The sequence below is a fragment of the Amycolatopsis sp. A1MSW2902 genome (genome assembly GCF_017312175.1).
Classification (GTDB): domain Bacteria; phylum Actinomycetota; class Actinomycetes; order Mycobacteriales; family Pseudonocardiaceae; genus Amycolatopsis; species Amycolatopsis nivea.
In genome coordinates, this window is sequence record NZ_QJPO01000001.1 from 8,339,671 (window position 1) to 8,364,369 (window position 24,699).

Below are 24,699 nucleotides of genomic sequence, written 5' to 3' on the forward strand. Positions count from 1 at the left end.
ATCGCCCTTCCCAGGAGACAACGTGGACCGAGACCCCGCAGAAGTCTGGGCCGCACTGATGCGCCTGCCCGACACCGACCAAGCCCGCCAGCAATACCAGCAACTCGACACCGAACTCCGCCAAGCCCTCACCGCCGCCATCCCCAAATTGACGCCCTGGACGCCGCTCGGCACGGCTCGCGAGCAGCGTGCGGCGCACGATTCCCCGGCGTCGGCAACGACGGCGAACAGGCAAGCCTGGGCGACCACGGGGTGACCGGGAACCTGCCGGACGCGGACTAGGAGAAAGCCCTCACCATCATCGGGACCATCGCCCAGCGCTACGGATTCGACCCGCGTCCCCAGCGTCTGCACGACGCGCCCGGATCACACGACGCCGTCTTCCATAACCGGACCGATGAAGGAGCGATCTCCTTCGGCACCGCGCTCAACACCAGCCTTGGCCTCGACCTTGGCTGTCGCCTCTTCTCTGCGGCCAAGCAACGTGGCACCCCGTCGGCCACGCCCTAGCCGGGCGCACCGACCCGCCATCTGCTCAGTTCCGCCCCGCCGCGCTTCCCCCTCGGTTGCGCGGCGAGGCGGTTCCATGCCCGGTTAGTCCTGGTCGAGCTTGGCGACCGGCACGACAGGGCGGCGGACGAGCACGTTGCTCACGACGGACAGGATCGTGCCGACCGCGGACACGATCACGTTGATGGTCTGGTCCGGGATCACCCACCACCCGATGGCGACGACGGCGACGAGGACCAGGCGCACGGCCTCGGCGATGCTCGCGGGCTCGGTGCCGGCGCGGCTCGGCTGATCCGGGGCGGTCACTGCGCGACCGCCGGTTTCGTGCCGAGCCGAGCGGCGGGCTTGTCCACGATCTCGTCGGCCTGCTCGGCGTTGTCCTCGCCGAGCACTGCCACGACGTCGGCGCGCAGCTGCGCGCGGAAATCGTCGAGGCCCGCGCCGACGGCCTTTGGCGACCATGGACAGGATCGACGGCATCGGGTTGCCGTCCGGCGCCGCGATGTAGTTCGACGCGAAGAAGAGCATCCGTACACGTTGGCGAGCATGTCGTTGAGCGGCTTGGCGTTTGAGCGCGGGGCGATGCCGTCCGCGTTGTTCGGCCCGATCTCAAGCGAAAGCGGGCTAAGCCAGGAATGCAGCTCGGCCAGCTGCCGGGCTCGGGTAGCGTCCATGTCGGGAGCCTCCGTGCTGATGAGTTGAGCGTTGGCGTAGGACTGGTTCCAGCCGACGGCTCCGGCCGAGCCGGGGAGTGCGCCGCCGTCGCGGTACTGATGGATGTCTTAGTGGCCGGTGTATTGCACGCCGTTCCTTGGGGTCTCCGGTTTGAGCCCGTATCGGGCGACCCAGACGACCGGGTCTTCCGGCCAGAGATCCGGCCGGGTCGCCTGCTCCAGCGACGCGTTCATGTAGACCGCCGGCCGGACGCCGAGCTGGCGCATCTGCGAGCAGTACGCGCGGCCGTGGTCCTTGGCCTCAGCGTTCGACCAGATGTGAATCTTCGGGACGCTCTCGATGTCGCAGCCGGGCGCGACCCCGGTCCCGCCGAGCCGCTTGCACTCCGCCCACAGCACGCGGGCTTCGGCGGCACCGTCGCTGGGCTGGGCGTAGACGTAGCCGCCGAACGGGATGCCGAGACGGCGGAACAACGCGGCGTGCGCGTCCGCAGTTCAAACCCGGCCGTCGGCTTTCTTGCTGTAGACGCGCGCCATCGGCCCTCTTGAGCCAGCCGTATTCCAAGCCGGGCAGCGCGGTGACTCCGCGTTGAGCGCGTCTGCGTCACCGGCGGCGTTGCCGCTCATCGACCACGCGGGCTGGAAGTCGAGGCCGTCGACCTGCCACGACTGGCCCGCGCGCGCCTGCGCGCAGGCGACCCACTCGGGTTTGCTGGCCGAGTTCGCCGGGCGCATCCACCGTCGGTACGCACATGGCCGATCAGGGCGGCCGGGTCGAGGAGGCGGCCAGCCAGCTGGGCAACACCAAGGAGATGGCCGAGAAGCGCTACTGGCGCATGCAGGTGACGAACGAGCGGGCCGCGGCTCTGCTGGAGACGTTGCTCGACGCCGAGCCGAAGATCGGCGAGTCGAGGGGCCATTAGTGTCAGTAAACCATCAGAATTCAACTCGATACAACGATGTCCGACTGAGACTCTGCGGGACAGATTCCGTTACGACAAAACACAAATGGAGCTAACATGGGCGTGATTCTGCGACAGCCGGTGTCGCAGGTTCGAATCCTCCCGGGGCCGCAAAACATGGTGATCGGCATGCCCTCTGGCTCGCGACAAGCCCTTCCTTTCAGTTGGACAAGAGCGGCCGCTTCTCTGCTGTGAGGTCCATTCTCTTCGCGGTGCGCATCAATGATTGCTCACAGCTGCCGGAGCTCCTTCAGGATGTGGAGCACGAGCTTGACGGTCACCACAAAAGCGCCTGCCCCAGCGGTCAGCACGACTTCCGTTCGGGTGCCCACTGCGGCCGCCACGATTCCGGCCACCAGGCAGGCGATCACTCCAGTGAGCACTGCGACCAGGACAAGCAGAGTCCGCTGGCGGGACGACGTCGCACGAGGCTTGGTCATGGGGTAGGAGCCCTTCACTCATCGGACAGCGGCTTCGGACTGTCACCGCTTGCGCAACCCAGTAGAGCAGATTACTATCTTCTCAGCAACCAGAGAGGACTGAGAATTGAAAAAACTGGATCTTGTGGACAGCGACTACGACCGAGTCATGCTGCTCGCACGTGCGTGGCAGGTCTCAGGCGGTGAGGCGGTGCGACGTCTGCTCGATCATTTCGTCCGTGAGGTCGGAACGCCCGCCGCCGCTGGGCAGGAACCTGCTGATGACGGCGTGTCCATCTACGCCGACTACGGAGGCGAGCGCATCGAGGCGCTCTACCACAAAGCTACTAAGCGAGTCGACATTACGAGCGGCGTGCTCGCCGGGTGCTCGTACAAGAGCCCGAGCGGTGCCGCGATGGGGGTTGTCCAAGCACTCAACCCCAATGTGCACAACAACCGCAACGGATGGTCGTTCTGGTTCATCGCCGAGAACGGGGAAGCGCTGCAAACGATTCGGCCGTAGCCGGCCGCGTTCGAGTAGCCCGCTCGTGCAGCACTGCTTGACCGGCGCGGGCTAAACGAATAGCTGATCCAGATACCGATCGATCGCCACGCGCGCGGCGCGAGGATCGATCACGTCCAGCTCAAGCAGCGGCGTCAATCCAGTCAGTGCAAGGACAAGGTTCGTCTCGACGGCCGGGTCCCGATCCTCGGCGATGTGTCCGTCTGCGATGGCTTGCCGGATCATCTGTTCGACGAGCGCTCGTTTCTCGCGCAGGTCGTCGCGCAGCTTCGCGTGCAACTCGGGGTCGTGTAGGGCTTCGAGGACGTACGCGGCGCTCATCCGGCTGGTCGCGCGGGCGTCGGCGTGCAGCGGCAGCATCTCGGTGAGCGTCACCCGCAGCACCTCTCGGGGGTGCGTGACGTCGACGAGCCCCTCGGCGACCCGGTGCGACGTCTGCTCCGCGGCGAACTCCATCGCGAACGTGAGCATCGCCGTCCGCGTCGAGAAGTAGTGCTGAACCTGCCCGAGCGACGCGTCCGCCTCCCGGGCGACCTCGCGCATGGTCGCGCGGTTCCAGCCTTGCTGCGCCACGACCCGCCACAACGCGCGCGCGATCGCTTCCCGGCGCTCGCGGTGGTCGACCTTCTTCGGCACGGCAGCCCTTTCCCTCGTTCCAATACAAGTGACATAATACACTTGACTTGAAACCGGAGGGGAACGAGAATGGACGACAAGACGCAGCCAGTGGTCCGGACGGTCGAGGGGGCCGTGGCGGGCCGCTGGCGAGCGGGGATGGCGGAGTTCCGCGGGATTCCGTACGCCCAGCCGCCGGTGGGCGATCTTCGGTTCGCTGCGCCGGTCCCGGTCTCGCCCTGGGAGGGCACGCGACAGGCGACCGAGTTTGGTCCGCTGCCTCCGCAATCCGGACCGGTCCAGGTGGAGTCGGCGCACGAAACGGACTGGCTCACCCTCAACGTCGCAACGCCCGACCCAGGGGCGGCTCTGCCCGTGCTGGTCTGGTTGCCAGGCGGCGGATACGTCATCTCGGTAAGCAGCGACCCGAGCTACGACCCGACGCTGCTGTGCGCGGCCGGGTTGGTCGTGGTGAGCGTGAACTACCGGGTCGGCGTCGAAGGGTTCGCGCTCATCGACGGCGCTCCGGCCAACCGCGGCTTCCTCGACCAGATCGCAGCTCTGGAATGGGTGCAGCGCAACATCTCCCGCTTCGGCGGCGACCCCGCGCGAGTGTGCGTCGCCGGTCAGTCCGCGGGAGCGGGATCGGTCGCGTCCTTGCTCGTGACGGCGCAAGGCTTGTTCCAACGCGCCATCGCCCATTCCGTACCCGGTGCCTTCGTCCTCCCGTCGCTCGCCAAGCAGGTCACCGCGGCGCTGGCGAACGGGGAAGACCTCCGAAACGTCGACCCGTGGCAGCTGGCCGAGAGGCTCACCGCGTTCAACGCCAGCCTGTCCGGCCAACGCGACCGCTGGGGGCCGATGGCGCAAATCGGGGCCGGAGTTTGTCCTGTGCTGGACGAGAATTCCCTGCCGCAGACGCCGTGGTCAGCTCTCTCGGACGGCGTCGACCTCCTCGTCGGCCACACCCGCGACGAGTTCCGGCTGTTCTCCGTCATGGCCGGTCGAGTCGGCACGTTCACTGCCGACGACGCGCAACGGGCGCTCGATCTCTTCGCCCCGTCGCCAGACGGCTACCGCGTCGGCTATCCGGAAGCCAGCCCGGAGGAGTTGATGGAGACCGTCTACTCGGACGCGCTTTTCCGGATGCCGAGCCAGCAGTTGGCCGAAGTCAACGCTTTGGCTGGCGGCCGGTCGTACCTGTTCGAGCTGTGTCTGTCCGCGCCCGGTCTGGGTGCGTGTCACAGCCTCGACGTGTGTCTCGTCTTCGGAACTCTGGACAGTCCGGTCGGCCGCCAGGTCTTCGGCGAGATGCCTGGTGCCACCACGCTTCAGGTGTCCGAGGAGCTTCGGAGTGCTTGGGTCAGCTTCGCAGCCACCGGCGATCCGGGGTGGGCCGCTTATCGTCCCGGTCAACGGCTGACCCGCGTGCTGGACGCCGAGTCGAAGACCGTTCCCTATCCGGAAGAAGCTTCACGGAAGATTTGGGAGCAGCACACCCCGGTCCCGTTTAGCCTTCCCGCTTAGTCATGCCGACCTGCCGATACCAGTCAAGGAGCTCCGGCTGATCAACGCTCCCAGGATCAACCACGCTGTCCGGCTCTTCTCCGCGCAACAGCCGCTTCACCGGAACCTCGAGCTTCTTCCCCGTGCGGGTATGCGGAATCCCCGGCGCAGCAAGGATCTCGTCAGGAACATGCCGCGCGGAAGCACCTCGGCGGATAGCCGCGAGGATCCGGTGCCGCAGCGCCTCATCGAGACGGACCCCGTCGGTCAGCGTGACGAACAACGGCATCCAGTACCCGCCATCGTCCAGCTCAACGCCGACGACCAGCGCCTCCGCGACCTCCGGAAGTTCCTCGACCGGCCCGTAAATATCGCTGCTGCCCATGCGCACGCCGTGCCGATTCAGCGTCGCGTCCGAACGGCCGTGAATGATCACCGAGCCGCGATCGGTGATGGTCGTCCAATCGCCGTGCCGCCACAGACCCGGAAACGTGTCGAAATACGCGGCTCGGTACCGGCTGCCATCGGGGTCGTCCCAGAACCCCACCGGCATGGACGGCATCGGCCGCCGCACGACCAGCTCGCCGACCGTGTTGCGCACGGATTCCCCGTTGTGCCCCAGCGAATCGAGCGCGACGCCGAGGCAGGGGGCGGACAACTCGCCCGCCCACACCGGCGTGGTGGGCGCCGCGCTCGCGAAGGCGGTGACGACGTCCGTCCCGCCGCTGCTGGAAACCACCTGCACCCACGGCCCGAGCTCGCCCTCGACCCAGCGGTGCAGGTCAGCCGGGAACGTCGAGCCAGTGACGCCGAGTCGTACCAGCGCGTGCAGGTCATGGTCACCGAGCCGGACCCCGGCCTTGCGGCACGACGCGAGGTAACCGGGACTGGTGCCGAGCGTGGTGACCTGCAGGCGAGCGGCCAGCTGCCACAACGCGTCCGGGCGGCCGAACGTCGGGCTGCCGTCGTAGCAGACCGCGGTCGCTCCGGTGAGGAGAGCGCCGACGAGTGAGTTCCACAGCATCCAGCTCGGCGTCGTGTACCAGAGGATCCGGTCGCCAGGGCGCAGGTTCTGGTGGAACGCGGAATGTTTCAGCTGCTCGAGGACTACGCCGCCGTGTCCGTGCACTATCCCTTTAGGACGGCCGGTGGTCCCGGAGGAAAAGAGAACCCACAGCGGGTGCTCGAACGGAACGGGCACGGGTGCAAAGACAGCGTCGCCATTGACGATTGACGACCAGGGGATCGCGCCGGGCACCGCGTCGTCGATCACCACCGTCGCGACCAATGTGGACAGTCCGGCACGCAAAGCCGCCACGTCGGCGCTGCGTTCGACGACGCGGCCACCGTGCCGGGATTGGGTCGCGGTGATCAACACGGTCGGCGAGAGCTGCGCGAACCGCGCGAGCGCGGCCGATCCGACGTAGTCCAACCCGCATCCGGCCCAGATCGCCCCGAGGCTCGCGGTCGCCAGGAACGCCACGATCGCCTCGGCCGAATTGGGCAGATAACCCACCACCCGGTCGCCCGGCGATACTCCCCATTCAGCCAGCGCCGCCGCGACCGAGCCGACTTGCCGGCGCAGCTCACCCCAGCTCAGTTCGACCGGCACCGCGTCCTCGGCCACCGCGATCACCGCAGTGGCGTCCTCGTCGCGATCCCGGAAGATCTCGGCCGCGTAGTTCAACGTGCTCCCCGGGAACCAGACGCTGCCCGGCATCGCCTCGGTCGCCAGCGCCGGTTGTCCCTCCGGGCGCGCTGGCAGCCCGAAGTAGTCCCACACCGCGGACCAGAACCCGTCGAGATCCTGCACCGACCACTCCCACAACGTCCGGTATCCGCCGGTCAGGTCGCGTCCGGTGCGGGCCGACGCGTACCGGGCGAAATCGGTGATCCGCGCGGTCATTCGAGCTTCCATTCCGCGACCGTGGTCCGCACGTCCTTGGCGGCGAGGGCCTCGAACAGCGGCCGACCGCCGGTGTCGGCGAGGGTGACGAACAGCCGGTTTCCGCCATCGGTGCAGCACGCGATGGGGAACGCGGCACCGGTCTTGATCGTCTCGCGCACCGTGTTGTCCCGGACCAGCACGACGGCGTGCCCAGTCGTGGTCGCCACCCAGATCCCGTCCGGCACAGGCCAGATTCCGTCGGGACGAGCGTCGGGGCCGACCAAGCGGGCGACGTCCGCGTAAAGCCGCCGGTCGGTCAGCGTGCCGTCCTGGTCGACAGTGAAGGCCGTCAGCCGTTGCGCCGCGGTCTCGGCGACGACCAGGGTGCGCCCGCCGTCGATGAAGGCGAGACCGTTCGGGAAGTCGAGGTTCTCGGCAGCGACAGTGGCTGAGCCATCGACGCCGACCCGCACCAAACGGCCTGGTCGCGGCGGTTCGCCAGGGACGAACCCGACGTCGTCGACGTACAGATTGCCCTGCTCGTCACCGACGAGATCGCCGAGCGGACCAGCCACGGCGCTGAGATCCGCGTAAGTGGTGAACTGTCCGTCCGCCCAGACGCCGATGCGCTTCTCGTGCATCATGGCCGCGACCAGCCTGCCGTCGGGCATGAACCACAGTCCGTTCGCCGGTGAGTCCAGCTTGGTGGCGCTCCAGGTCCCGCCGTGATCCGTCCACAATCGACTGCCTTGGGTGTCCGACAGCCACAGCGCGCCCTGATGCCAGCGGGGTCCTTCGCCCCAGATCATCCCGGTGCCGTAAGGCTTCACGCGCGCACCTCCAAGCGTCGCGCGAGTTCCTTCGTCGCCGTCTCCAGTTCCGCAGTGTCGGCCGCGAAGGCGAACACGTACCGGTCCGGGCGGATAATGGCCGCGGCGGCCGAATTCGCGGCCAACCATTCCTCGATCGCCGGGCCGCCATCAGCGACCACCGCGACGTCGAGGTGCCGCCACAGTTCCGCGATCTCCGCCGATACGGCCTGTTTGCCGACGACGACGAAGTTGTATCCGGTGACCTCGTCGAGCCGCGCGCCGTCCGCGGCCCGGGGCTGCGGGCTGAGCCGGCTGATCGAGGTGCTCAGGCCGGGGCCGAGCGGCGGCCGGAGCGGTTCGAGGGTCTGCGGCTCCGTCAGTTCCGGATGGGTGTCGCCGATGCCGAAGGACTCGATGAGGTTGGCCTGCCGGGCGGACTCGGCGATGTAAGGGCGAACGTGCGGGGCGCGCTCGCTCTCGTAGGTGTCGAGCAGGCTGTCGGGACTGCCGCCCTGGACGACGGCGGCAAGTTTCCAGGCGAGGTTCGCCGCGTCGCGGAGCCCGGAACACATGCCCTGCCCGAGCATCGGCGGCATTTCGTGCGCGGCGTCACCGGCGAGGAGCAGCCTGCCGGAACGCCAGCCGTGCACGAGCCGCGCGTGCCATTCGTAAGTGTCGGCGCGCATGATGCGGTAGCTGCCCGGTTCGATCCAGCGGCTGAGCGCGTCGTACACCGCCTGCGGACGTTCGAGCGCGGCGGCGTCGTCTCCGTCGAGGAGCATGAATTCGAACCGCAGCATCGGGGGAAAGATCGGCACGTAGGTGATCGGCCGTTGTCCCTGGCACAGAATGAATCCGGATTCCTGGGGCAGCGCCGACGGGTGCTGGAACGGATGGATGTCGACGATGAGCGAACGTTGCGTTCCCTCAAGATCTTCGACCTCGGCGTCCATCAGTCGCCGGACGAACGAATTCGCCCCGTCCGAGCCGACGGCGTAGGCCGCGGTCAGTGTCCTGACCTGGTCCCGGCCGCTCACGGTGAGGCGGACGGCGTCGGCGTCCTGGGTGATTTCGGTGACGGACCAGCCGAACCACAGGTTGACGTTCGGGTCGTTCGCGAGCAGACCGCGCAGCCGGGATTCGAAATCCGGTTGGTGGAACTGGTAATCCGTGCGCCAGCCCTGTCCGGATTCTTCCCGGGCGTGGGCGAATTCGAGGAATGGCGTGCCGTCCGGCAGTTGCAGCGTCCATCCGGCCTGCCGCAGGAACCGCTCCTCCAGATCGGCCGCGCCCAGCGTTTGCAGCGTGCGCATCGATTCGTCGTCGAGATGAGTCGCCCGCGGATGGTGGCAGACGATCCGGTTCGGATCGATCGCGGCGACCCGTAGTCCTTTAGCGCTGAGCAGCTGCGCGAGGGTCAGGCCGACCGGACCGCAGCCCACGACGGCGATGTCGTACGTGTCCATGACTGTTCCTTCGTTCAAGCCGGTTCTTCGACCGGTTGCGACGCGGGGGTTTCGGCGGTGCGGCGGAAACTTCCGAGGACGACAGTGAGGATCGCCCCGAGGATCGCCGGTACCGCGAAAAGCAGGAAATTCCACTGTGGAGCGAACCCGGCGGCAAGGACCCATCCGCCGAGCACCGGCCCGGCGATCGCGCCGATCCGGCCGATTCCCAGCGCGACGCCGATCGCGCTGGCCCGGGCGTGCGCTGGATAAGTGCGGGCGACGTACACGTTGATCAGCCCCTGCACGCCGAACGCGCCCGCGCCGCCGATCAACACGATCACCGACAGCACCGGCAATGGCGACCGAACGCTCAAGGCAGCCATAGCTCCTGCGGCAACGACAAAACAGGCGATGATCGGGATTCGCGATCCCGCCCGGTCGGCGAGCGCCGCGATCGCGAGACCGCCGACCGTCGCGCCTACATTGACCAGGGTCAGGAACATCAGCGAGGAATCCAGCGGATACCGCGCGGCCTGCATCAATTGCGGCAACCAGGTGTTGATCCCGAAAATGAGCAAGAACGAACAGATCACCATGGCGCAGAACAACGTAGTCGTTCCGGTATACGGCGGGCGCAACACGACGCGCAGACCGCGTGCTCCGGTCGGCTCTCGCCGGTAGACCGGTGATTCGGGAAGCCAGCGGTAAGTCATCGGCACCAGCAGCAACCCGACCGCGCCGCCGACGAGGTACTCGGGCCGGAAGTTGTCTCCGCTCAGGAACGCCGCGGCTACAACAGCGGCCAGCGAACCGCCGATGGTAACTCCACATTGGACGATTGCCGAACTGAGGTTCTTCCGTTTCGGCGGCGCGAGTTCGAAGATCAGCGGGCCCATCGCGGGGTAGACCGCGCCGACTCCCAGTCCGACGAGAAGCCTGCTGGCGCCGAACAATTCCGGATTGGGCGCGAACGCACAAGCGAACATGCCCAGCGAGACGATCGCGATGCTGAGCAGGGTCGTCCGGCGACGCCCGTGTCGATCGGTGAGCGGCCCGACCAGCAGTGCGCCGAAAAGCATGCCCACCGGCGTGAGGCTGCCCAATGTGCCTAGTTCGGGAAGGGAAAGCTGCCACGGCTGGTGGCGGAGCAACAGCGGCGTCGTCGCGCCGAAAGCGACGAGGTCGTATCCTTCCAGCGTCATGACGGCCAGCCCGATCGCGATGGCTCGCCACGGCATCTTCATGTGCTCGCCTTGTCCGTGGAAAGCCGTAGCACCCGTTCGGCGTTGCCGTGGCTGATCTTCTCCCGGTCGCGGTTGCTGATCGGTGCCTGCTCGAGGAACTGGACGGCCTCGGCGGTGTCTTCGAAGGGATAGTCGACGGCGAACATGATCGCGTCCGCTCCGACGGCCATCACCGCACCGGCGAGCGCGGCCGGGGAACAAACCCCGCTGGTGGTGATCAGGATGTTGTCGCCGAAGTATTCCGACGGTTTTCGCGCGAGAGTCCGGAGTTCCTGCCGGTCGTAGCGCGAATCGAGCCGCGCGAGCTGAAACGGCAGGAACTCGCCCAGGTGACCGAGGATGAGAGTGGCCCCCGGATGCCGGTCGAAGACGCCGCCGAAAACCAGTCGTAGCGCGTGTCCGCTCGTCTCGGCCGCCCAGCTCCACAATGGACCGCCCAGTTCGGGACGTCCGTCGAGTACGTTCCAGGGTTCGGCTGGGGGAGCGCCCGGGTGAAGGTAAAGCGGCACGTCCAGTTCTTCGAGGGCGGACCACACCGGTTCGTAGCGCGGGTCGTCGAGGTAGGTGCCGTTGGTGTGGTCGTTGACGAGAGCCCCGCTGAGCCCGAGTTCGCCGACGGCGCGGTGAAGTTCCGTCACCGCCGCCTCCGGATTCTGGATCGGCAACGCGGCCAGGCCACGGAACCGATCCGGATGCGCGGCGATCACTTCGGCTAAATGGTCATTGGCGATCCGGGCATCCTTGACCGCCTGGTCGGCGTCGGTCAGCCCTTGAATACCGGGTGCGGTCAGGGAAAGCACCTGGACGTCGATGCCGTGCGCGTCCATTTCCGGCAGCCGGTATGTCGTGTAGTCGCACAACCGTTTCCCCCAGTCCTCGACCCACCGCGCGGCGGTTTCCGTCTTGGGCACTGGGTATCCGGCCTGCAGTTCGGGAAGCGCGAACGCTTCTTCCATGGCGATGTAACGCAAGATGATGGCCTTTCCGCTCAGCTGCCTTCGGCGTGCGCGCCGGTCATGTGCGCCGCCAGGTCCTCCGGATTGATGAACGACGGCGGGGGCGGCGGGCCCCATTCGTAGAGCGACCGCATGCCCTCGAACGACCGCGGCGTCCAGAGCTGGTCGTCGACGATGGCGTCCATGTCGGAGTAGTACTCGGCGAAGTTCCCGGCGGGATCCTTGAGATACCAGAAGAAATTCGACCCGATGTGGTGGCGTCCCAGTCCCCAGACGTGCCGTTCCGGATGCTCGGCGAGCATGCCCATCGCTCCGCGGCCGACTTCGTCCACATCGGACACCTGCCAGGACGTGTGGTGCAGGAAATTGAGCGGAGCCTGCTGCACCAGGAGATTGTGGTGATCGGTGGAACACCGCAGGAACGCCGCCCGGCCCGGAACCACGTCGCTGACCTTGAATCCGATGCCGTCGGTGAAGAACCGCTGGGTCGATTCCTGCTCGACCGTCCCGATCACGACGTGCCCCAGCGCGAGCGGCCGCACCGGCCCGGTCCGCGACAACACGGGTGCGCGAGTATTGGCGCGGTCCAACCGGCCAGGCCCGTTGTACGGAGTCGCCGGCACCGGTGTGCGGACCAGCCGCGGCGCGACGACCGCTTCGACGGCGATGTCCGCGATCGGCTCCCGGGCGTGCAGCGTGTCGGCCTCGCGCCGCACCGGAACGCCCAGCCGGTCGAGGTTCGCGGCGATCCGGCCGAGGTCGTCGGCGTCGTCGACCGCGACGGTCAAACCCAGCAGGCGGCGGACCCGCGAGTGCGCGAGCACGAACTGCTCGCCGCCCTCGACCGTGGCGAACCTGCCGGGCGCGAGCTGCGTGAGCCCGAAGTCGGCGTAGTAGCCGGAGGTGCCCGCGACGTCGGGCACTCCGACGGTCAGCGACTTCAATCTGTGCAGTGCCATGGAATCGCTCCCTTCACCCGGCGACGCAGGTCTGCCGGAGCTGTCCGATGCCCTCGATCTGGGTGACGACCTCGTCGCCCGGCCGCAGGTAGCGCCGCGGGGACCGCGAATGCCCGACCCCCGAGGGCGTGCCGGTGAAGATCAGGTCGCCGGGAAGGAGCGGGCACACCGCCGAGAGCCGCGCGATCAGTTCGGCGACCGAGAAGACCATTGACGACGTGCGCGCCTTCTGCACGCTCTCGCCGTTGACCAGGCACTCGATCGCGAGGTCGTCGGGGTCGGCGAACTCGTCCGCGGTCACCAGCACCGGCCCGGTGGGAGCGAACCCCGGGAACGACTTGCCGAGCGAGAACTGCGGAACCGGGCCCGCCGCCTGGACGACTCGCTCGGAAAAGTCCTGCCCCACCGTCAATCCCGCCACGTGCAGCCAGGCGTCCTCGGCCGCGGTTTTCTCCGCCCGGCGGCCGATCACGACCACGAGTTCCGCTTCCCAGTCGACGAACTCGCTCGGCAGCTTCAGCTCCGTGTCCGGCCCGGTGAGGGACGTGGCGAACTTCGTGAAAGTGGCCGGCGACTCCGGAAGCTCGAGCCCGGCTTCCTGCGCGTGCTCGCGGTAATTCAGCCCGATGGCGAAGATCTGCCGAGGCTTCGGCGAAGGGCTCCCCGCGAGACCCTCGGGCGCGGCCGGTCCGTCGGTCGTCGTCCGCCCCCACTCCGCGAACTCGCTCCAGCGCTCGAAAACCGCGAGCGGATCGGCCGGGAACCGCCCGCCGCTCGCCCCTTCGACGTCGATCGCCCTGTCATTGAGCACCAGGCACATCCGGCCGGCCCGTGTCGTCGTTTGCATTCTCCGCGTCCTTCCGCTGCTTCCCGGCCAGTGAACACCGCTGAATCTCGATAAGTCAACTAAATCTCGAGATTATGGCGAGTATGCGGAACCAGGTACGATCTGCGACATGACTGGCGCTCGCAGCACGACCCGCGTCGAGGACGTTTACCTGCGTCTTCGCGCCGACATCCTCAACGGCCGGCACGCGCCCGGAACTCGGCTGCGCGTCGAAGCGCTCAAAGGGGACTACGACGCCAGCAGCGGCGTCCTGCGCGAAGCGCTGCCCCGGCTGGTCGGCCAAGGACTCGCGACTTTCGCGCCACAGCAAGGGTTCCGGGTCATCGACGTCTCCCCGGACACCCTGCAAGACCTCACCGAAGCGCGCGTGGTCGTCGAAACGCACGTGGTCCGCGAATCCCTCGCGCACGGCAGCATCGAATGGGAGTCCGACCTGCTCGCGGCGCACCACAATCTCGCCCGCACCACGTTCGCCGACGAGTCAGACGCGATCAACGAGCGCTGGCTGGCCGCGCACGCCCGGTTCCATCAGGTCCTGCTGGAGGGCTGCCCGAACCAGCACCTGCGCACGGTGGCGACCCAGCTGCGCGAATCGGCCGAGGTCTACCGGTGCTGGGCCCGCGCCTCGAGCGAGGACAACCACCGCGACGTCGCGGCGGAACACCGGCTGATCTGCGAACGCGCGATCGACCGAGACGTCGCGGGCACGGTCGAGGCCCTGCGGGACCACATCGAGCTGACTACGAAGCTGCTGCTCGACGGGTATCGGAGCCGGGAAGAGGGCGATGGATAGCGGTGGTCATGCCTCGAGTTTTGCCTGCGTGCGGACCCGGCGTCCAAGACTGGTTCGCTATCCGGCGATAACCTGACGGCATCGGATCTCGAAAGTCTTGCGGCAAACAAGTTCTCTCAACTCCGAGCGAGAAACCGCCGCTGCTCAGCCGCCGCGTCCAAGTCCTCCGGGCTGTCGCCGCCGAACCCGCCGTGCGGCATCGCCTCGAACACGTGCAGTTCGGCTGCCACGCCGGCGGCGCGCAATTTCCGATGCATCCGGACCGTGTTCGACAGGAACAGATCGCGGGTACCGCTCCGGAGGAAGGTGCGCGGGAAGCCGGAAACGTCACCGAAGATCGGGGACAGGTACGGATCCCGTAGGTCGGCACCCGCTGCGTAGAGGGCGTTCGTGGGAGCCAGACTGCGGAGGATGTTGTCGACGCCGTCCAGCGTCTGGAAGGTGTCGCCGGATTCGGTCAGGTCGACTTGCGGGGTGTTGAGCACCAGCGCGGCCGGCATCGGCAACCCGGCGTCCTTGGCGCACAACAAAAGCGCGGCCGCGATGTTCCCTCCCGCGGAATCGCCGCCGACGAACACCTGCGACGGATCACGCTCCCGCAAGGCGTGCTGGTACACGGACATCGCATCATTCAGCGCCGCCGGATACGGACAGAGCGGCGGCAGTCGATAGTCCACACCCCACACGAGCATGCCGGTCGACAAGGCGGTCCTGGCCGTTGTCGCCCGGCACGCGTCCCCGCCGCCGACCAGGAGGCCGCCGGGATGCATCCACAGGAAGACGGCGTCGGCATCGACCCCATGCGGCCGCGCGGCGTACCCGGCGGCTCCGTCGACCTCGAAGTCCTCGACGTGCACCGGCAGTCCAGTGACCGGAAACCGCTGGGCTGTCGACTGATTCGCCCGAGCCGCCATCGCGAGCCAGCCATCCGTGTCCTCGGCAGCCGGATAGGTCAACTCGCCGGCGTCGAGGGCGAGCCAAGACCGTGCTTGCTCGCTGATCGTCGACGGAGCGGGAAACACGCGCTCGCTCATGACTGGGCTCCCCTCTGCCTGGTAACATCTTAACTAACTAAATTTAGTGACACAAGGAAGTGGTTCCGGATGCCCAGGACCAGCGAACGCGGCGGCCCGCAGACGCGCGCCCGGATCCTGGCGGTCGCGAACCGGCTGTTCGTGGAGCGCGGGTACGAAGCCGTGACCGTTGCCGAGATCGCGCGGGAGGCCGGGGTTTCCAGCGTGACGGTCTTCAACCACTTCGCGCGAAAGGAAGACCTTTTCCTGGACCGAGCGGCCGACGCCGTGGACCTGCTGCGCGCGGCAGTCCGAGACCGCGCGCCGGACGCCGATATTCTGACCTCCTTGCAGGGCCTGTGCTTCCGCCTGTGCGAGGACCGTGCGCCGCTGTCCGGGATCAGCGCCAATTCCGTACCGTTTTTCCGGACGGTCGCCGGTTCCCCCGCGCTGATCGCCCGCGCGCGAGCCATCGGTTCCGAACTCCAGTCCGTCCTAGCCGAGGAGCTAGCCCAAGACCCCGCCTTCGACGGCGACGGGTTTTTGCTCGCGGCCTTCTTTATCGCTGGCTACAGCGCGGTGCTCGTGGAAACCGTCCGCCGCCGTATCGAGGGCGAGCCGGACCGCGCGGTGGCGAAGAACCACCGCGCCCGTCTCGATCAGCTGTTCACGGCACTGCGCGACGGCGTCGTGGCGCGCTGACGAGCAAGACGACCGCTGCGGCCGCGGTGCAGATCGCGAGGGCGGTGCCGGGTGCCGTGGTTTCCGTCGTCGCGCCGAGGAGACCCGAGCCGGCAGCGGCACCGAGGTTGACCGCGGTGTTGATCCAGCTGCTCGCTTCGGTCCGCACGGTGGGATCAGTGCGCGCGTCGGCCGCCAGATAACCGACGATGAGCAGCGGTGCGATGAAGCCGCCCGCTATGCCGATGCCGACGACCAGCACTGGCGTGGACCCGATGAGCCCAGCGGTCGCGCTGACGCCGATCAGCGCTGCGCCGAGAACGAGCAGCTGTCGTTCGACCGACATCCGCGGATTGAGGCGGCCGTACAGCAAGCCGCCGAGCGCGCTGGCCCCAGCGAACAGGGCCAGGACGACGCCGGGCAGAACCGCGGAACCCTCGGCCGCGCCCATAGCCGGTGCCACGATCTCGACCGCGCCGAGGATGATTCCCGGAGCCATGATGGCGACCACCACCGGCAGAAATCCGGGCGACCGCAACGGTTTCGGCGCTTCCGCGGTTCGTTTGGTGCGGTGTCCGCGCTGTTGCCGGGACAGCGGGCTGAGCACGAAAAGGCCGCTGCCCGTGGCGACGAGGCCGGCCGAGACGTAAAGCGCCAGCGCCGGATCCGCGAGCGCGGTGAGGATCGCGGAAGTCAGCGGCCCGACCGCGAAAATCAGCTCTTCGGCGACCGCGTCCAGGCTCAGTCCTCGAGTGCGCAGCGGTCCGCTGACGAGCGCCGCCGACCACACCACGCGCATCGTCGATCCGAACGGCGGGAGCGACAACCCCGCGACGGCGCCGAGACCCAGCAAGAAAGGCAACGGCGCGCCCGGATCCACGGCGAACACCACGAGCGCCGTCGTGTGGACCGCGCCCAGTGTGGACAAGACGGTTGCCTGGCCGAATCGGTCGACGGCGCGCGCTCGCCAGGGTGTCGCGACGACGTTGGCGATTCCCAGCGTGGCCGTGACGGCTCCGGCGGCGGCGAACGACCCGCTGCCGGATTCGAGGAGGAACACGAGCGCGAGACCGGACATCGCCAGCGACGATCGGCCAAGGATGCTCGGCAGGAAGGAGCGCACCACGTGGGGCTGGCGCAGCGCGGTCCAGTAGGAAGGGGGTTCAGGTGACACGTCGTTCTCCAGGGCACAGCGCGAGTCGAGGCGCGCGGCTGACGGGGTCCCGCGCCGAAAACGGCGCGTTGAGACCCGCCCGGGCCGGTGCTGGATCTGCGAGGGGCGGGTCGCAGGACCGTCAGCTGAAGAGAACGATGAACTGGAACATCGCCGCGACCGTAGCAGCGGCGGCGCGTCCGGCGGTCACCTTTTTCGCGCGGACTCCAGCCAGCAAGCCTTCCGAACCAGCCGATGAACATCCGCTCCTTCTGGATCGGTTACGCAACTCGGCGGCGCCCATCCGAAGAAGTCACTCAAGTGGGTGACCAGCAACCGGGTCGACTGCTGTTCTCGGCCGCTCCGGTGGACCATCCGCGTCACCTGGTCGTGTCTGGTTTCGAAACCGTGAACAACAGTAGGTAATCTTCCGTAACGGGTGCGGGGAGCCGCCTCCAACCCACGGTTTGCCGGAGGGCTTCGTTGATCAAGCTCATGTTCGCCGACGACGAGGAACTAGTTCGGTCGGGGCTGCGCGCCATGATGTCCGGGGCGTCGGACATCGAGATCGTGGGCGAGGCGAGCGACGGCAGATCGGCGGTCGAGGTCGCCCGTCGCTATCACCCTGACGTCGCGCTGCTCGACATCAAGATGCGCGCCCCTGACGACGGCATTCGCGCGCTCCGGGCCATTCTCGCGCTGCCCGATCCGCCGACCGTCGCCATGCTCACCACCTTCGACATCGACGAGTACGTCAGCCTCGCGCTCCGGCTCGGCGCCAACGGCTTCCTGCTGAAGGACATCGACCCGGCGGCGTTGCTGCGGGCCGTGCGCGACCTGGCCAAGGGCGGCGCCGTCCTCGATCCGGGGGTGGCCGTGCGCATGGTGCAGAGCCACCGCGACGAGCAGCGGGCCGCGCAGCCGGCGCGCAAACTCCTGGCCTCGCTGTCCGAACGCGAACGCGAGGTCGTCGCGCTGATCGGGCAGGGCCTGTCGAACGCCGAGATCGGCGGGCGGCTGCACCTGTCCGAGGCGACCGTGAAGGGGTACGTCTCGGCGGTGCTGTCGAAGATCGGCGCGGCCAACCGGGTGCAGGCCGCGCTCCTGGCCTACCGCGGCGGGCTTCTCGACCAGTAGAACCAGCACATGCTGCTGACCGCGCTCGAGTTCCTCGGGCTGGTGGCGTTCGCGGCGTCCGGGGCGCTGGCCGCGGTCCGGGCGCGGCTGGACGTGTTCGGGGTCGTCGTGGTCGGCCTGACCACGGCACTCGGCGGCGGCATCATCCGCGACGTGCTTCTCGGCATCCACCCGCCGACGTCCCTGCGCAACTGGCCGTACCTGGCCGTCTGCGCGGTGACGGCGCTGGTGGTGTTCGCCTTCCACCCGCAGGTCGCCCGGCTGCGCCACGCCGTGCTGCTCGCGGACGCGGTCGGGCTCGGAGTCTTCGCCACGGCCGGCACGACGCTGGCGCTGAACGCGGGCGCGACCGGGTACGCCGCGTGTCTGATCGGCATGACCAGCGGCATCGGCGGCGGCGCGGTCCGCGACCTGCTGCTGCGGGAGATCCCGCTCGTGCTGCGCAAGGAGATCTACGCGATGGCCGCGCTGACCGGTGCGGTGTGCGTCTGGGCGGGGCACGCGCTGAACCTCCCGGCCGGCGCGGTCACGACCGTCTCGGCGGTGGTCGTGGTCGCGATCCGCGTGCTCGCTCTCTGGCGACACTGGAACGCCCCGGTCGCCCGGCCGCCGGAAGAGCGCTCATTGTGATTTCCGCGTCCGCGACCCCCGGTGCGGCCAGCGCGAATGTGCCGCCCTGTCCGCGGTCGTCCGGAAATGCTCTTTGTGTGTTCTGCGTGTGTTCTTAGGCGGGTCTCAGCACTCTGCGTAAGACTGACGGCATGCGCATCCTCGTAGTGGACGACGACCGTGCCGTCCGTGAATCGCTCAGGCGGTCTTTGGAGTTCAACGGCTACACCGTGGAGCTCGCGAGCGATGGTGCGCAGGCGTTGGAGACGATCCTCGCCAACCGTCCGGACGCGATGGTTCTCGACGTGATGATGCCGCGCCTCGACGGGCTCGAAGTGGCCCGCCGGCTCCGCAGCACCGGCGACGACCTGCCGATTCTCGTGCTGACCGCCCGCGACACCGTCTCCGACCGGGTCTCCGGCCTCGACGCCGGCGCCGACGACTACCTGCCCAAGCCGTTCGCCCTTGAGGAGCTGCTCGCCCGGTTGCGCGCCCTGCTGCGCCGCGCCGCGCCGGACGCTCAGCAAGGCGAGACGTCGGAGGTGCTGTCGTTCGCCGACCTCACGCTGGACCCCGGCACTCGCGAGGTCCGCCGCGGCGGTCGCGAGATCAGTCTCACCCGCACCGAGTTCGCGCTGCTCGAGCTGTTCCTCTCGTACCCCAAGCACGTGCTGACCCGCGGAAGGATCCTGGAGGAAGTATGGGGTTACGACTTCCCGACGTCGGGCAACGCGCTGGAGGTCTACGTCGGCTATTTGCGCCGCAAGACGGAAGCGGACAACGAACCGAGGCTGATCCACACGGTGCGTGGAGTGGGGTACGTCCTGCGCGAGACCCCGCCGTGACCGACTACCCGGCGGGTGCGCACGCCGCGCCGGAGGGGGAGGTCCCGGATCCGCGGGGCACCCGGTGGACCACCCGGCGGTTCTCGCTGCGCGGCCGCGTCACGCTGCTGGCCGCGGCGTGCGTCGCGGGTGCGGTGGCGCTCGTGTCCCTGTGCGCGTACCTCGTGGTGCGCAACAACCTCCTCACTCAGCTCGACGACAACCTGCTGGCCCGCGCACAAGCCGCGGCGAACTCGCCGCAGGTGCCGACCGACCAGTTGCGCGAGGTCCCGGGAGCCTTGCTGGCGAGCGCTGACCTGCAGATCGGCCAGCTCAACGGCCTCACCGGCGACCTGATCTATCCGCAGCCGGGCACGCGGCCGCCGGTCGGCCCGTCCGAGATGCGCGTCGCGACCGGCGTGCTTCCGCAGTCGCTGCGCACCGACGCGGCCACCGGCATGCGCGTGGTCGCGGTGCCGCTCGGGCACGGCCAGGCGATCGTGCTGGCCCAGTCGATGGCTCCGACGATGCGCGCGCTGAACCAGCTGTCCGTGGTGCTGTTCCTCGTCGGCGGTGCCGGGATCGTGGTGGCCGCGGGTGCGGGCACAGCCGTCGCGCGCGCCGGGTTGCGCCCCGTCGACCGGCTGACCTCAGCTGCCGAACGGGTAGCCGCGACCGGCGACCTGCGTCCGATCCCGGTGAGCGGCGATGACGAACTCGCCCGGCTCACGCACAGCTTCAACATCATGCTCGGCACGGTCGCGGACTCGCAGGAACGGCAGCGGCAGCTGGTCGCCGATGCCGGGCACGAGCTGCGGACCCCGCTGACTTCCATGCGCACCAACCTGGAACTGCTGCTGTCGGCCAGTCGCCCGGGCGCGCCGTCGCTGCCGGACGAGGACCGCGCCGACATCGAGGCCGACATTCGCGGCCAGCTCGACGAGCTGACCCAGCTCATCGGCGACCTGGTGGAGCTGGCGCGGCAGGACGAACCGCGCGAGCAGGCCGAACGCGTCGACCTGATGGACGTGGTCGAGCGCGCACTCGACCGGGCGCGCCGTCGGGCGGGCGAGATCGAGTTCGAGGTCGCGCTGCAGCCGTGGGTGCTCACCGGCGACAACAGCTCGCTCGAGCGGGCGGTGCTGAACCTGCTGGACAACGCGGTGAAGTTCTCGCCGCAGGGTTCGCGGGTGCGGGTCACGCTGCGTCCGCTCGGCGACGGCACCGCGGTGGTCGAGGTCGCGGACTCCGGACCGGGCATCGCCGAGGAAGACCTGCCCAAGGTGTTCGACCGTTTCTACCGCTCTTCGGAGGCACGCACCCTGCCCGGATCCGGCCTCGGGCTGGCGATCGTGAAGCACGCCGCCGAACGGCACGGCGGCACGGTTTACGCCAACCGGGCACCGGAAGGCGGCGCTCTGCTCACCATCCGGCTACCAGGGGCGCCCGTCGCCTGAGCGGCCCGCCACGCATGGCTGTCGCCCGGCAGGGGGACGCTTGATCTGCACGTCGCGCACACCTGATGTTGAATCGTGTAGGATTTTGTGCAGTTGATGGGTGTGCTTGGGGAGTGGCGGTGCTCGCGCGGCAGCGACAGGCGGTGATCCTCGAGGAAGCACGCCGGACCGGTGCGGTCCGGGTCAGTGACCTCGTCGCGAGGCTCGGCGTCTCCGACATGACGGTCCGCCGAGACCTCGACGTGCTCGCGGGCCGCGGCCTGGTCGAGAAGGTCTACGGCGGCGCGACGTCGCTGGTCGGCAAGAGCACCGATGAACCGGGCTTCGAGGCGAAATCGGTGCGCCAGCGCGCACAGAAGGAAGCCATCGCCGAACTGGCGGCCACCCTCGTCAAGCCGGGCACCGCGATCGGCCTGTCCGCGGGCACCACCACCTGGACGCTCGCGCACGCGCTCGACGGCGTCGAGGGCCTCACCATCGTCACCAACTCGATCCAGGTCGCCGATGTGCTGCGCAACGCGGGACAGCCGGACCGCACGGTGGTCCTCACCGGCGGGGTGCGCACCCCCTCGGACGCGCTGGTCGGACCGGTCGCCGTGCAGAGCCTGCGGACACTGCATCTCGACCTGGTGTTCCTCGGCGTGCACGGCATGGCGGTGGGGCCCGGGTTCACCACCCCGAACCTCACCGAGAGCGAAACCGACCGCGCGCTGGTGGAGGCCGGACGGCGGCTGGTGGTGCTCGCCGACCACACGAAGTGGGGCACCGTCGGCATTTCCACGATCGCGGACCTGGAAGAAGCACAGGTCGTGGTGACCGACGACGGACTGGACGACCGCGCGCGGGAAGACCTCGCGGAGCGGGTCGGAGAACTCATGATCGCCGAAACGGCGGAGAACCTCGAGGCAGAAGAAGCGTGAAACGCACTGTGCGGTACCTGGCCGACGGCCGGGAGATCATCTATTTCGACCACACCGACGACCGCGAACGGCTCGCCGAGGACACCCGGGACCTGCCGCCGGTCGCGGCGGCCTCGGAGATCCGCCGCGACCCGCTGACCGGCGAGTGGGTCGCGATGGCGGCGCACCGCCAGACGCGCACGTACAAGCCGCCTGCCAACCTCTGCCCGCTCTGCCCGACCCGTCCGGGCAAACCGAGCGAAATCCCCGAAGCCGACTATGACGTGGTCGTCTTCGAGAACCGGTTCCCGTCGTTCTCGCAGCAGGCGACCGGCGAACCGTCCACTGTGGACGGCTTGGGCCTCGTCCCCACCGCGCCGGGCCTCGGCCGCTGCGAGGTCGTGTGCTTCACCAGCGACCACGACGGCGCGTTCTCCCGGCTGACCCCGGAACAGGTGCGCCTCGTGGTGGACGCCTGGGCCGACCGCACTGCCGCGCTCGCGCAGACGCCTGGCGTGGAACAGGTCTTCCCGTTCGAGAACCGCGGCGAGGAAATCGGCGTCACGCTCTCGCACCCGCACGGCCAGATCTACGGCTACCCGTTCGTCACGCCGAAGACCGAGCGGATGCTGGCGGTCGCGCGCGAGCACGGCGGCTCGGTGCTCGGCGACGTGCTGGCGGCGGAACGGAAATCGGGCGAGCGCGTGGTCGCGACCGGCGAGCACTGGACGGCTTTCGTGCCGCCTGCCGCGCGCTGGCCGGTGCACGTCCAGATCGTGCCGCACCGGCAGACACCGGACCTCCCGTCGCTCACCGACGCCGAGCGCGACGACTTTTCCCGCGTGTACCTCGACGTGCTGCGCCGGTGTGACGCGCTGTACGACCGGCCGCTGCCGTACATCGCGGGCTGGCACCAGGCTCCGGTGCGGCGGGACCGGGAGCTGTCGTGGCTGCACCTGGAGCTGTTCTCCGTGCTGCGGGCCAAGGACAAGCTGAAGTACCTGGCCGGATCCGAGTCGGGCATGGCGGTCTGGATCAACGACGCCACCCCGGAACAGATCGCGGACCGGCTTCGTTCGGCAGGCTGACCGGAACTCGCGGCATACTCATCTACGAAACACAGGTTCGACTCAGGAACCTCTCAGGCCCAGCCGCTTAGGTGAGGACATGACCGAGAACGACCCCCACGTGCCCGACTCCGCGGCGGGTCGCCAGGACCCGGGCGCCCAGCCGGGCGCCGAAGGCCAGGCGGCCTGGCAGCAGACCCCGGCTCAGCCGGACCAACCCTCTTCCGGCGGCGACGCGAACCAGTCGGCTTCCGGTGCCACTGGTTCGACCGCCGCGTACGGTTCGGCCGCTGAGGGCTCGGCGGGGACGTCTGGCACCGGCACGGCGAGCGGCGACGCTTCCGGTGCGTACGGAGCGCCTGCGGGGCAGTACGGCGCCGCTCCGACGTACGGGGCCGCTGCTCCGGCTGGAAGCACGCCGAATCCGTGGTCGGCCCAAGGCGCGGCCGCGCCGCACACTGGCGCGCCCCAGAGCGGCGCGATCCCCGGCGCACAGCAGCCCTACGGCAGCCAATACCCCGGCGGCACGCACACTCCGCCCGCCGGAGCCCCGGCCAATCCTTACGGCGCACCGGGAACCTCGGTGTACGGCGTCCCCGCGCAGCGCGAGAAGAAGGGATCGGCGGGCAAGCTCCTCGCGAGCGTCGCCGCGATCTCGCTCGTGATCGGCGGCGTGGCGGGCGGAACCGTCGGGTACCTGACCGGCGGGTCCGGTTCGTCGGTGAGCGCGCTCGACGCGCCGAAACCCGCGCAGCAGACCGGCAACGTGCCGGCCGGCTCGGTCGAATCGGTGGCGCAGAAGCTGTCGCCGAGCGTGGTCGAGCTGCAGGTGTCCGGCCGGACCGCGGCGGGCGAGGGCTCCGGCTTCGTGATCAGCAGCGACGGCTACATCCTCACCAACAACCACGTCGTCCAGGTCGCCGCGAACGGCGGCCAGATCCAGGCCGTGTTCCAGGACGGCAAGAAGGCCGCGGCGAAGGTTGTCGGCCGTGACCCGACCACGGACATCGCCGTGGTCAAGGTGTCCGGCGTCAGCAACTTGAAGCCGGTCGAACTGGGCCGCTCCGACGACCTGCGGGTCGGCCAGCAGGTGGTGGCCATCGGTTCGCCGTACGAGCTGACCGGCACGGTCACCTCGGGCATCGTCAGCTCCCTGCACCGCCCGGTGCAGGCAGGCGGCGACGAAACCGACCAGACCACGGTGATGGACGCGATCCAGACCGACGCCGCGATCAACCCCGGCAACTCGGGCGGTCCGCTGTCGAACATGAACGGCCAGGTCATCGGCATCAACTCGGCCATCTACAGCCCGAACTCGGGCCGCGGCCAGGGCAGCGGCAGCGAGGGCGGCAACGTCGGCATCGGCTTCGCCATCCCGATCGACCAGGCGCGCCGCACCGCGCAGGACATCATCAAGACCGGGCACGCGACCCAGACGTTCATCGGCGCGAAGGTCACCGACGCGCCCCAGGGCGGTGCCCAGCTCGGCGACATCACGCCGGGCAGCCCGGCGGAGAAGGCGGGCCTGAAGTCCGGCGACGTGGTGACCAAGATCGACGACCGCGTCATCGACAGCGCCAACACGCTCGTCGCCGCGATCCGCACCCGCGCCCCGAACGACCAGACCACCTTCACCCTCGCCGACGGACGCACGGTGCAGGTCACCTTGGGCGGACAGGCGGTACCGGCCAACTAGTTCGCTC

29 protein-coding genes are annotated in these 24,699 nt (G+C 68.6%); 14 read left to right on the forward strand and 15 right to left on the reverse strand.

The features are described from left to right. Window positions 1-22: 22 nt before the first annotated feature. Both DMP23_RS39120 and DMP23_RS39125 read left to right on the forward strand, forming a co-directional pair. A complete protein-coding gene (locus DMP23_RS39120; RefSeq protein ID WP_276323727.1) occupies window positions 23-256 on the forward strand; it encodes an LppA family lipoprotein in 234 nt (77 codons plus the stop codon). Window positions 257-297: 41 nt separating this feature from the next. Continuing rightward, the gene (locus DMP23_RS39125) at window positions 298-510 is read left to right on the forward strand and encodes a hypothetical protein (RefSeq protein ID WP_338081072.1); all 213 of its coding nucleotides are present in this window, start codon (window positions 298-300) and stop codon (window positions 508-510) included. An 84-nt stretch (window positions 511-594) separates the two neighbouring features. Here DMP23_RS39125 and DMP23_RS39130 read toward each other — a convergent pair whose 3' ends face one another. The 4 genes from DMP23_RS39130 to DMP23_RS39145 form a co-directional block, all read right to left on the reverse strand. Then, window positions 595-816, reverse strand: a complete 222-nt coding sequence (locus DMP23_RS39130; RefSeq protein ID WP_337823989.1) for a hypothetical protein — start codon at window positions 814-816, stop codon at window positions 595-597. Continuing rightward, window positions 813-1,184: a hypothetical protein gene (locus tag DMP23_RS39135; protein ID WP_337823990.1), complete on the reverse strand. Its 372-nt coding sequence runs from the start codon at window positions 1,182-1,184 to the stop codon at window positions 813-815. Before DMP23_RS39135 ends, DMP23_RS39130 begins: the two co-directional genes overlap by 4 nt. Window positions 1,185-1,292: 108 nt before the next feature. Then, window positions 1,293-1,658: a hypothetical protein gene (locus DMP23_RS39140; protein ID WP_337823991.1), complete on the reverse strand. Its 366-nt coding sequence runs from the start codon at window positions 1,656-1,658 to the stop codon at window positions 1,293-1,295. Between the two features lie 21 nt (window positions 1,659-1,679). Next, window positions 1,680-1,919, reverse strand: a complete 240-nt coding sequence (locus DMP23_RS39145) for a hypothetical protein (protein ID WP_337823992.1) — start codon at window positions 1,917-1,919, stop codon at window positions 1,680-1,682. 17 nt (window positions 1,920-1,936) lie between these two features. Between DMP23_RS39145 and DMP23_RS39150 the strand changes: the two genes are divergently transcribed. Continuing rightward, complete coding sequence (locus DMP23_RS39150) at window positions 1,937-2,107, forward strand: hypothetical protein (protein ID WP_337823993.1); 171 nt, start codon at window positions 1,937-1,939, stop codon at window positions 2,105-2,107. A 269-nt stretch (window positions 2,108-2,376) separates the two neighbouring features. Here the strand turns inward: DMP23_RS39150 and DMP23_RS39155 are convergent, their stop codons facing one another. Continuing rightward, complete coding sequence (locus DMP23_RS39155; RefSeq protein WP_134729292.1) at window positions 2,377-2,586, reverse strand: hypothetical protein; 210 nt, start codon at window positions 2,584-2,586, stop codon at window positions 2,377-2,379. A gap of 106 nt (window positions 2,587-2,692) precedes the next feature. Between DMP23_RS39155 and DMP23_RS39160 the strand changes: the two genes are divergently transcribed. Continuing rightward, window positions 2,693-3,088 carry a hypothetical protein gene (locus tag DMP23_RS39160; protein ID WP_051171969.1) on the forward strand — a complete coding sequence of 132 codons (396 nt, stop codon included), beginning with the start codon at window positions 2,693-2,695 and terminating at the stop codon, window positions 3,086-3,088. Window positions 3,089-3,139: 51 nt separating this feature from the next. Here the strand turns inward: DMP23_RS39160 and DMP23_RS39165 are convergent, their stop codons facing one another. Then, on the reverse strand, window positions 3,140-3,724 hold the full coding sequence (locus DMP23_RS39165; protein ID WP_337823994.1) for a TetR/AcrR family transcriptional regulator: 585 nt from the start codon (window positions 3,722-3,724) through the stop codon (window positions 3,140-3,142). A 69-nt stretch (window positions 3,725-3,793) separates the two neighbouring features. On the opposite strand from DMP23_RS39165, the gene DMP23_RS39170 reads away from it, so the two are divergent. Next, window positions 3,794-5,230, forward strand: a complete 1,437-nt coding sequence (locus DMP23_RS39170; protein WP_337823995.1) for a carboxylesterase/lipase family protein — start codon at window positions 3,794-3,796, stop codon at window positions 5,228-5,230. On the opposite strand, the gene DMP23_RS39175 is transcribed toward DMP23_RS39170, so the two are convergent. Genes DMP23_RS39175 through DMP23_RS39205 form a run of 7 tightly spaced genes read right to left on the reverse strand, consistent with a single transcriptional unit; the run spans window position 5,214 to window position 13,363 of the window. After that, a complete protein-coding gene (locus tag DMP23_RS39175; RefSeq protein WP_337823996.1) occupies window positions 5,214-7,115 on the reverse strand; it encodes an acetoacetate--CoA ligase in 1,902 nt (633 codons plus the stop codon). The genes DMP23_RS39170 and DMP23_RS39175 overlap by 17 nt on opposite strands. Further along, on the reverse strand, window positions 7,112-7,927 hold the full coding sequence (locus tag DMP23_RS39180; protein WP_337823997.1) for an SMP-30/gluconolactonase/LRE family protein: 816 nt from the start codon (window positions 7,925-7,927) through the stop codon (window positions 7,112-7,114). Before DMP23_RS39180 ends, DMP23_RS39175 begins: the two co-directional genes overlap by 4 nt. Further along, window positions 7,924-9,375 (reverse strand): bifunctional 3-(3-hydroxy-phenyl)propionate/3-hydroxycinnamic acid hydroxylase, encoded by a 1,452-nt coding sequence (locus tag DMP23_RS39185; RefSeq protein WP_337823998.1) that lies wholly within the window; start codon window positions 9,373-9,375, stop codon window positions 7,924-7,926. The genes DMP23_RS39180 and DMP23_RS39185 overlap by 4 nt, the downstream gene beginning before the upstream one ends. Before the next feature lie 14 nt (window positions 9,376-9,389). Beyond that, entirely contained in the window at window positions 9,390-10,601 is a 1,212-nt protein-coding gene (locus DMP23_RS39190; protein ID WP_337823999.1) for an MFS transporter, read from the reverse strand. Beyond that, the gene (locus tag DMP23_RS39195; protein WP_337824000.1) at window positions 10,598-11,572 is read right to left on the reverse strand and encodes an amidohydrolase family protein; all 975 of its coding nucleotides are present in this window, start codon (window positions 11,570-11,572) and stop codon (window positions 10,598-10,600) included. The genes DMP23_RS39190 and DMP23_RS39195 overlap by 4 nt, the downstream gene beginning before the upstream one ends. A 17-nt stretch (window positions 11,573-11,589) precedes the next feature. After that, the gene (locus tag DMP23_RS39200) at window positions 11,590-12,516 is read right to left on the reverse strand and encodes a VOC family protein (protein ID WP_337824001.1); all 927 of its coding nucleotides are present in this window, start codon (window positions 12,514-12,516) and stop codon (window positions 11,590-11,592) included. A 13-nt stretch (window positions 12,517-12,529) separates the two neighbouring features. Beyond that, a complete protein-coding gene (locus DMP23_RS39205; RefSeq protein ID WP_134729278.1) occupies window positions 12,530-13,363 on the reverse strand; it encodes a fumarylacetoacetate hydrolase family protein in 834 nt (277 codons plus the stop codon). Between the two features lie 109 nt (window positions 13,364-13,472). On the opposite strand from DMP23_RS39205, the gene DMP23_RS39210 reads away from it, so the two are divergent. Then, on the forward strand, window positions 13,473-14,156 hold the full coding sequence (locus DMP23_RS39210; RefSeq protein WP_337824002.1) for a GntR family transcriptional regulator: 684 nt from the start codon (window positions 13,473-13,475) through the stop codon (window positions 14,154-14,156). 116 nt (window positions 14,157-14,272) lie between these two features. On the opposite strand, the gene DMP23_RS39215 is transcribed toward DMP23_RS39210, so the two are convergent. Continuing rightward, window positions 14,273-15,190: an alpha/beta hydrolase gene (locus DMP23_RS39215; protein ID WP_337824003.1), complete on the reverse strand. Its 918-nt coding sequence runs from the start codon at window positions 15,188-15,190 to the stop codon at window positions 14,273-14,275. A 69-nt stretch (window positions 15,191-15,259) separates the two neighbouring features. Between DMP23_RS39215 and DMP23_RS39220 the strand changes: the two genes are divergently transcribed. Further along, window positions 15,260-15,871: a TetR/AcrR family transcriptional regulator gene (locus DMP23_RS39220; RefSeq protein ID WP_337824004.1), complete on the forward strand. Its 612-nt coding sequence runs from the start codon at window positions 15,260-15,262 to the stop codon at window positions 15,869-15,871. Here DMP23_RS39220 and DMP23_RS39225 read toward each other — a convergent pair. Next, window positions 15,837-17,024: an MFS transporter gene (locus DMP23_RS39225; RefSeq protein WP_337824005.1), complete on the reverse strand. Its 1,188-nt coding sequence runs from the start codon at window positions 17,022-17,024 to the stop codon at window positions 15,837-15,839. The genes DMP23_RS39220 and DMP23_RS39225 overlap by 35 nt on opposite strands. A gap of 462 nt (window positions 17,025-17,486) precedes the next feature. Between DMP23_RS39225 and DMP23_RS39230 the strand changes: the two genes are divergently transcribed. The 7 genes from DMP23_RS39230 to DMP23_RS39260 all read left to right on the forward strand — a co-directional run bounded on the left by DMP23_RS39230 (window position 17,487) and on the right by DMP23_RS39260 (window position 24,692). Further along, window positions 17,487-18,140: a response regulator gene (locus DMP23_RS39230; protein WP_009083595.1), complete on the forward strand. Its 654-nt coding sequence runs from the start codon at window positions 17,487-17,489 to the stop codon at window positions 18,138-18,140. A 9-nt stretch (window positions 18,141-18,149) separates the two neighbouring features. Beyond that, complete coding sequence (locus DMP23_RS39235; protein ID WP_037811116.1) at window positions 18,150-18,770, forward strand: TRIC cation channel family protein; 621 nt, start codon at window positions 18,150-18,152, stop codon at window positions 18,768-18,770. Between the two features lie 131 nt (window positions 18,771-18,901). Next, window positions 18,902-19,594, forward strand: a complete 693-nt coding sequence (locus DMP23_RS39240; protein ID WP_037811118.1) for a response regulator transcription factor — start codon at window positions 18,902-18,904, stop codon at window positions 19,592-19,594. Further along, a complete protein-coding gene (locus DMP23_RS39245; protein ID WP_134665169.1) occupies window positions 19,591-21,030 on the forward strand; it encodes a sensor histidine kinase in 1,440 nt (479 codons plus the stop codon). The genes DMP23_RS39240 and DMP23_RS39245 overlap by 4 nt, the downstream gene beginning before the upstream one ends. Window positions 21,031-21,149: 119 nt before the next feature. Continuing rightward, window positions 21,150-21,950: a DeoR/GlpR family DNA-binding transcription regulator gene (locus DMP23_RS39250; protein WP_106961260.1), complete on the forward strand. Its 801-nt coding sequence runs from the start codon at window positions 21,150-21,152 to the stop codon at window positions 21,948-21,950. Then, window positions 21,947-23,017, forward strand: a complete 1,071-nt coding sequence (gene galT, locus DMP23_RS39255; protein WP_337824006.1) for a galactose-1-phosphate uridylyltransferase — start codon at window positions 21,947-21,949, stop codon at window positions 23,015-23,017. The genes DMP23_RS39250 and galT overlap by 4 nt, the downstream gene beginning before the upstream one ends. Before the next feature lie 79 nt (window positions 23,018-23,096). Then, window positions 23,097-24,692 carry a trypsin-like peptidase domain-containing protein gene (locus tag DMP23_RS39260; protein WP_337824007.1) on the forward strand — a complete coding sequence of 532 codons (1,596 nt, stop codon included), beginning with the start codon at window positions 23,097-23,099 and terminating at the stop codon, window positions 24,690-24,692. Window positions 24,693-24,699: the final 7 nt, after the last annotated feature.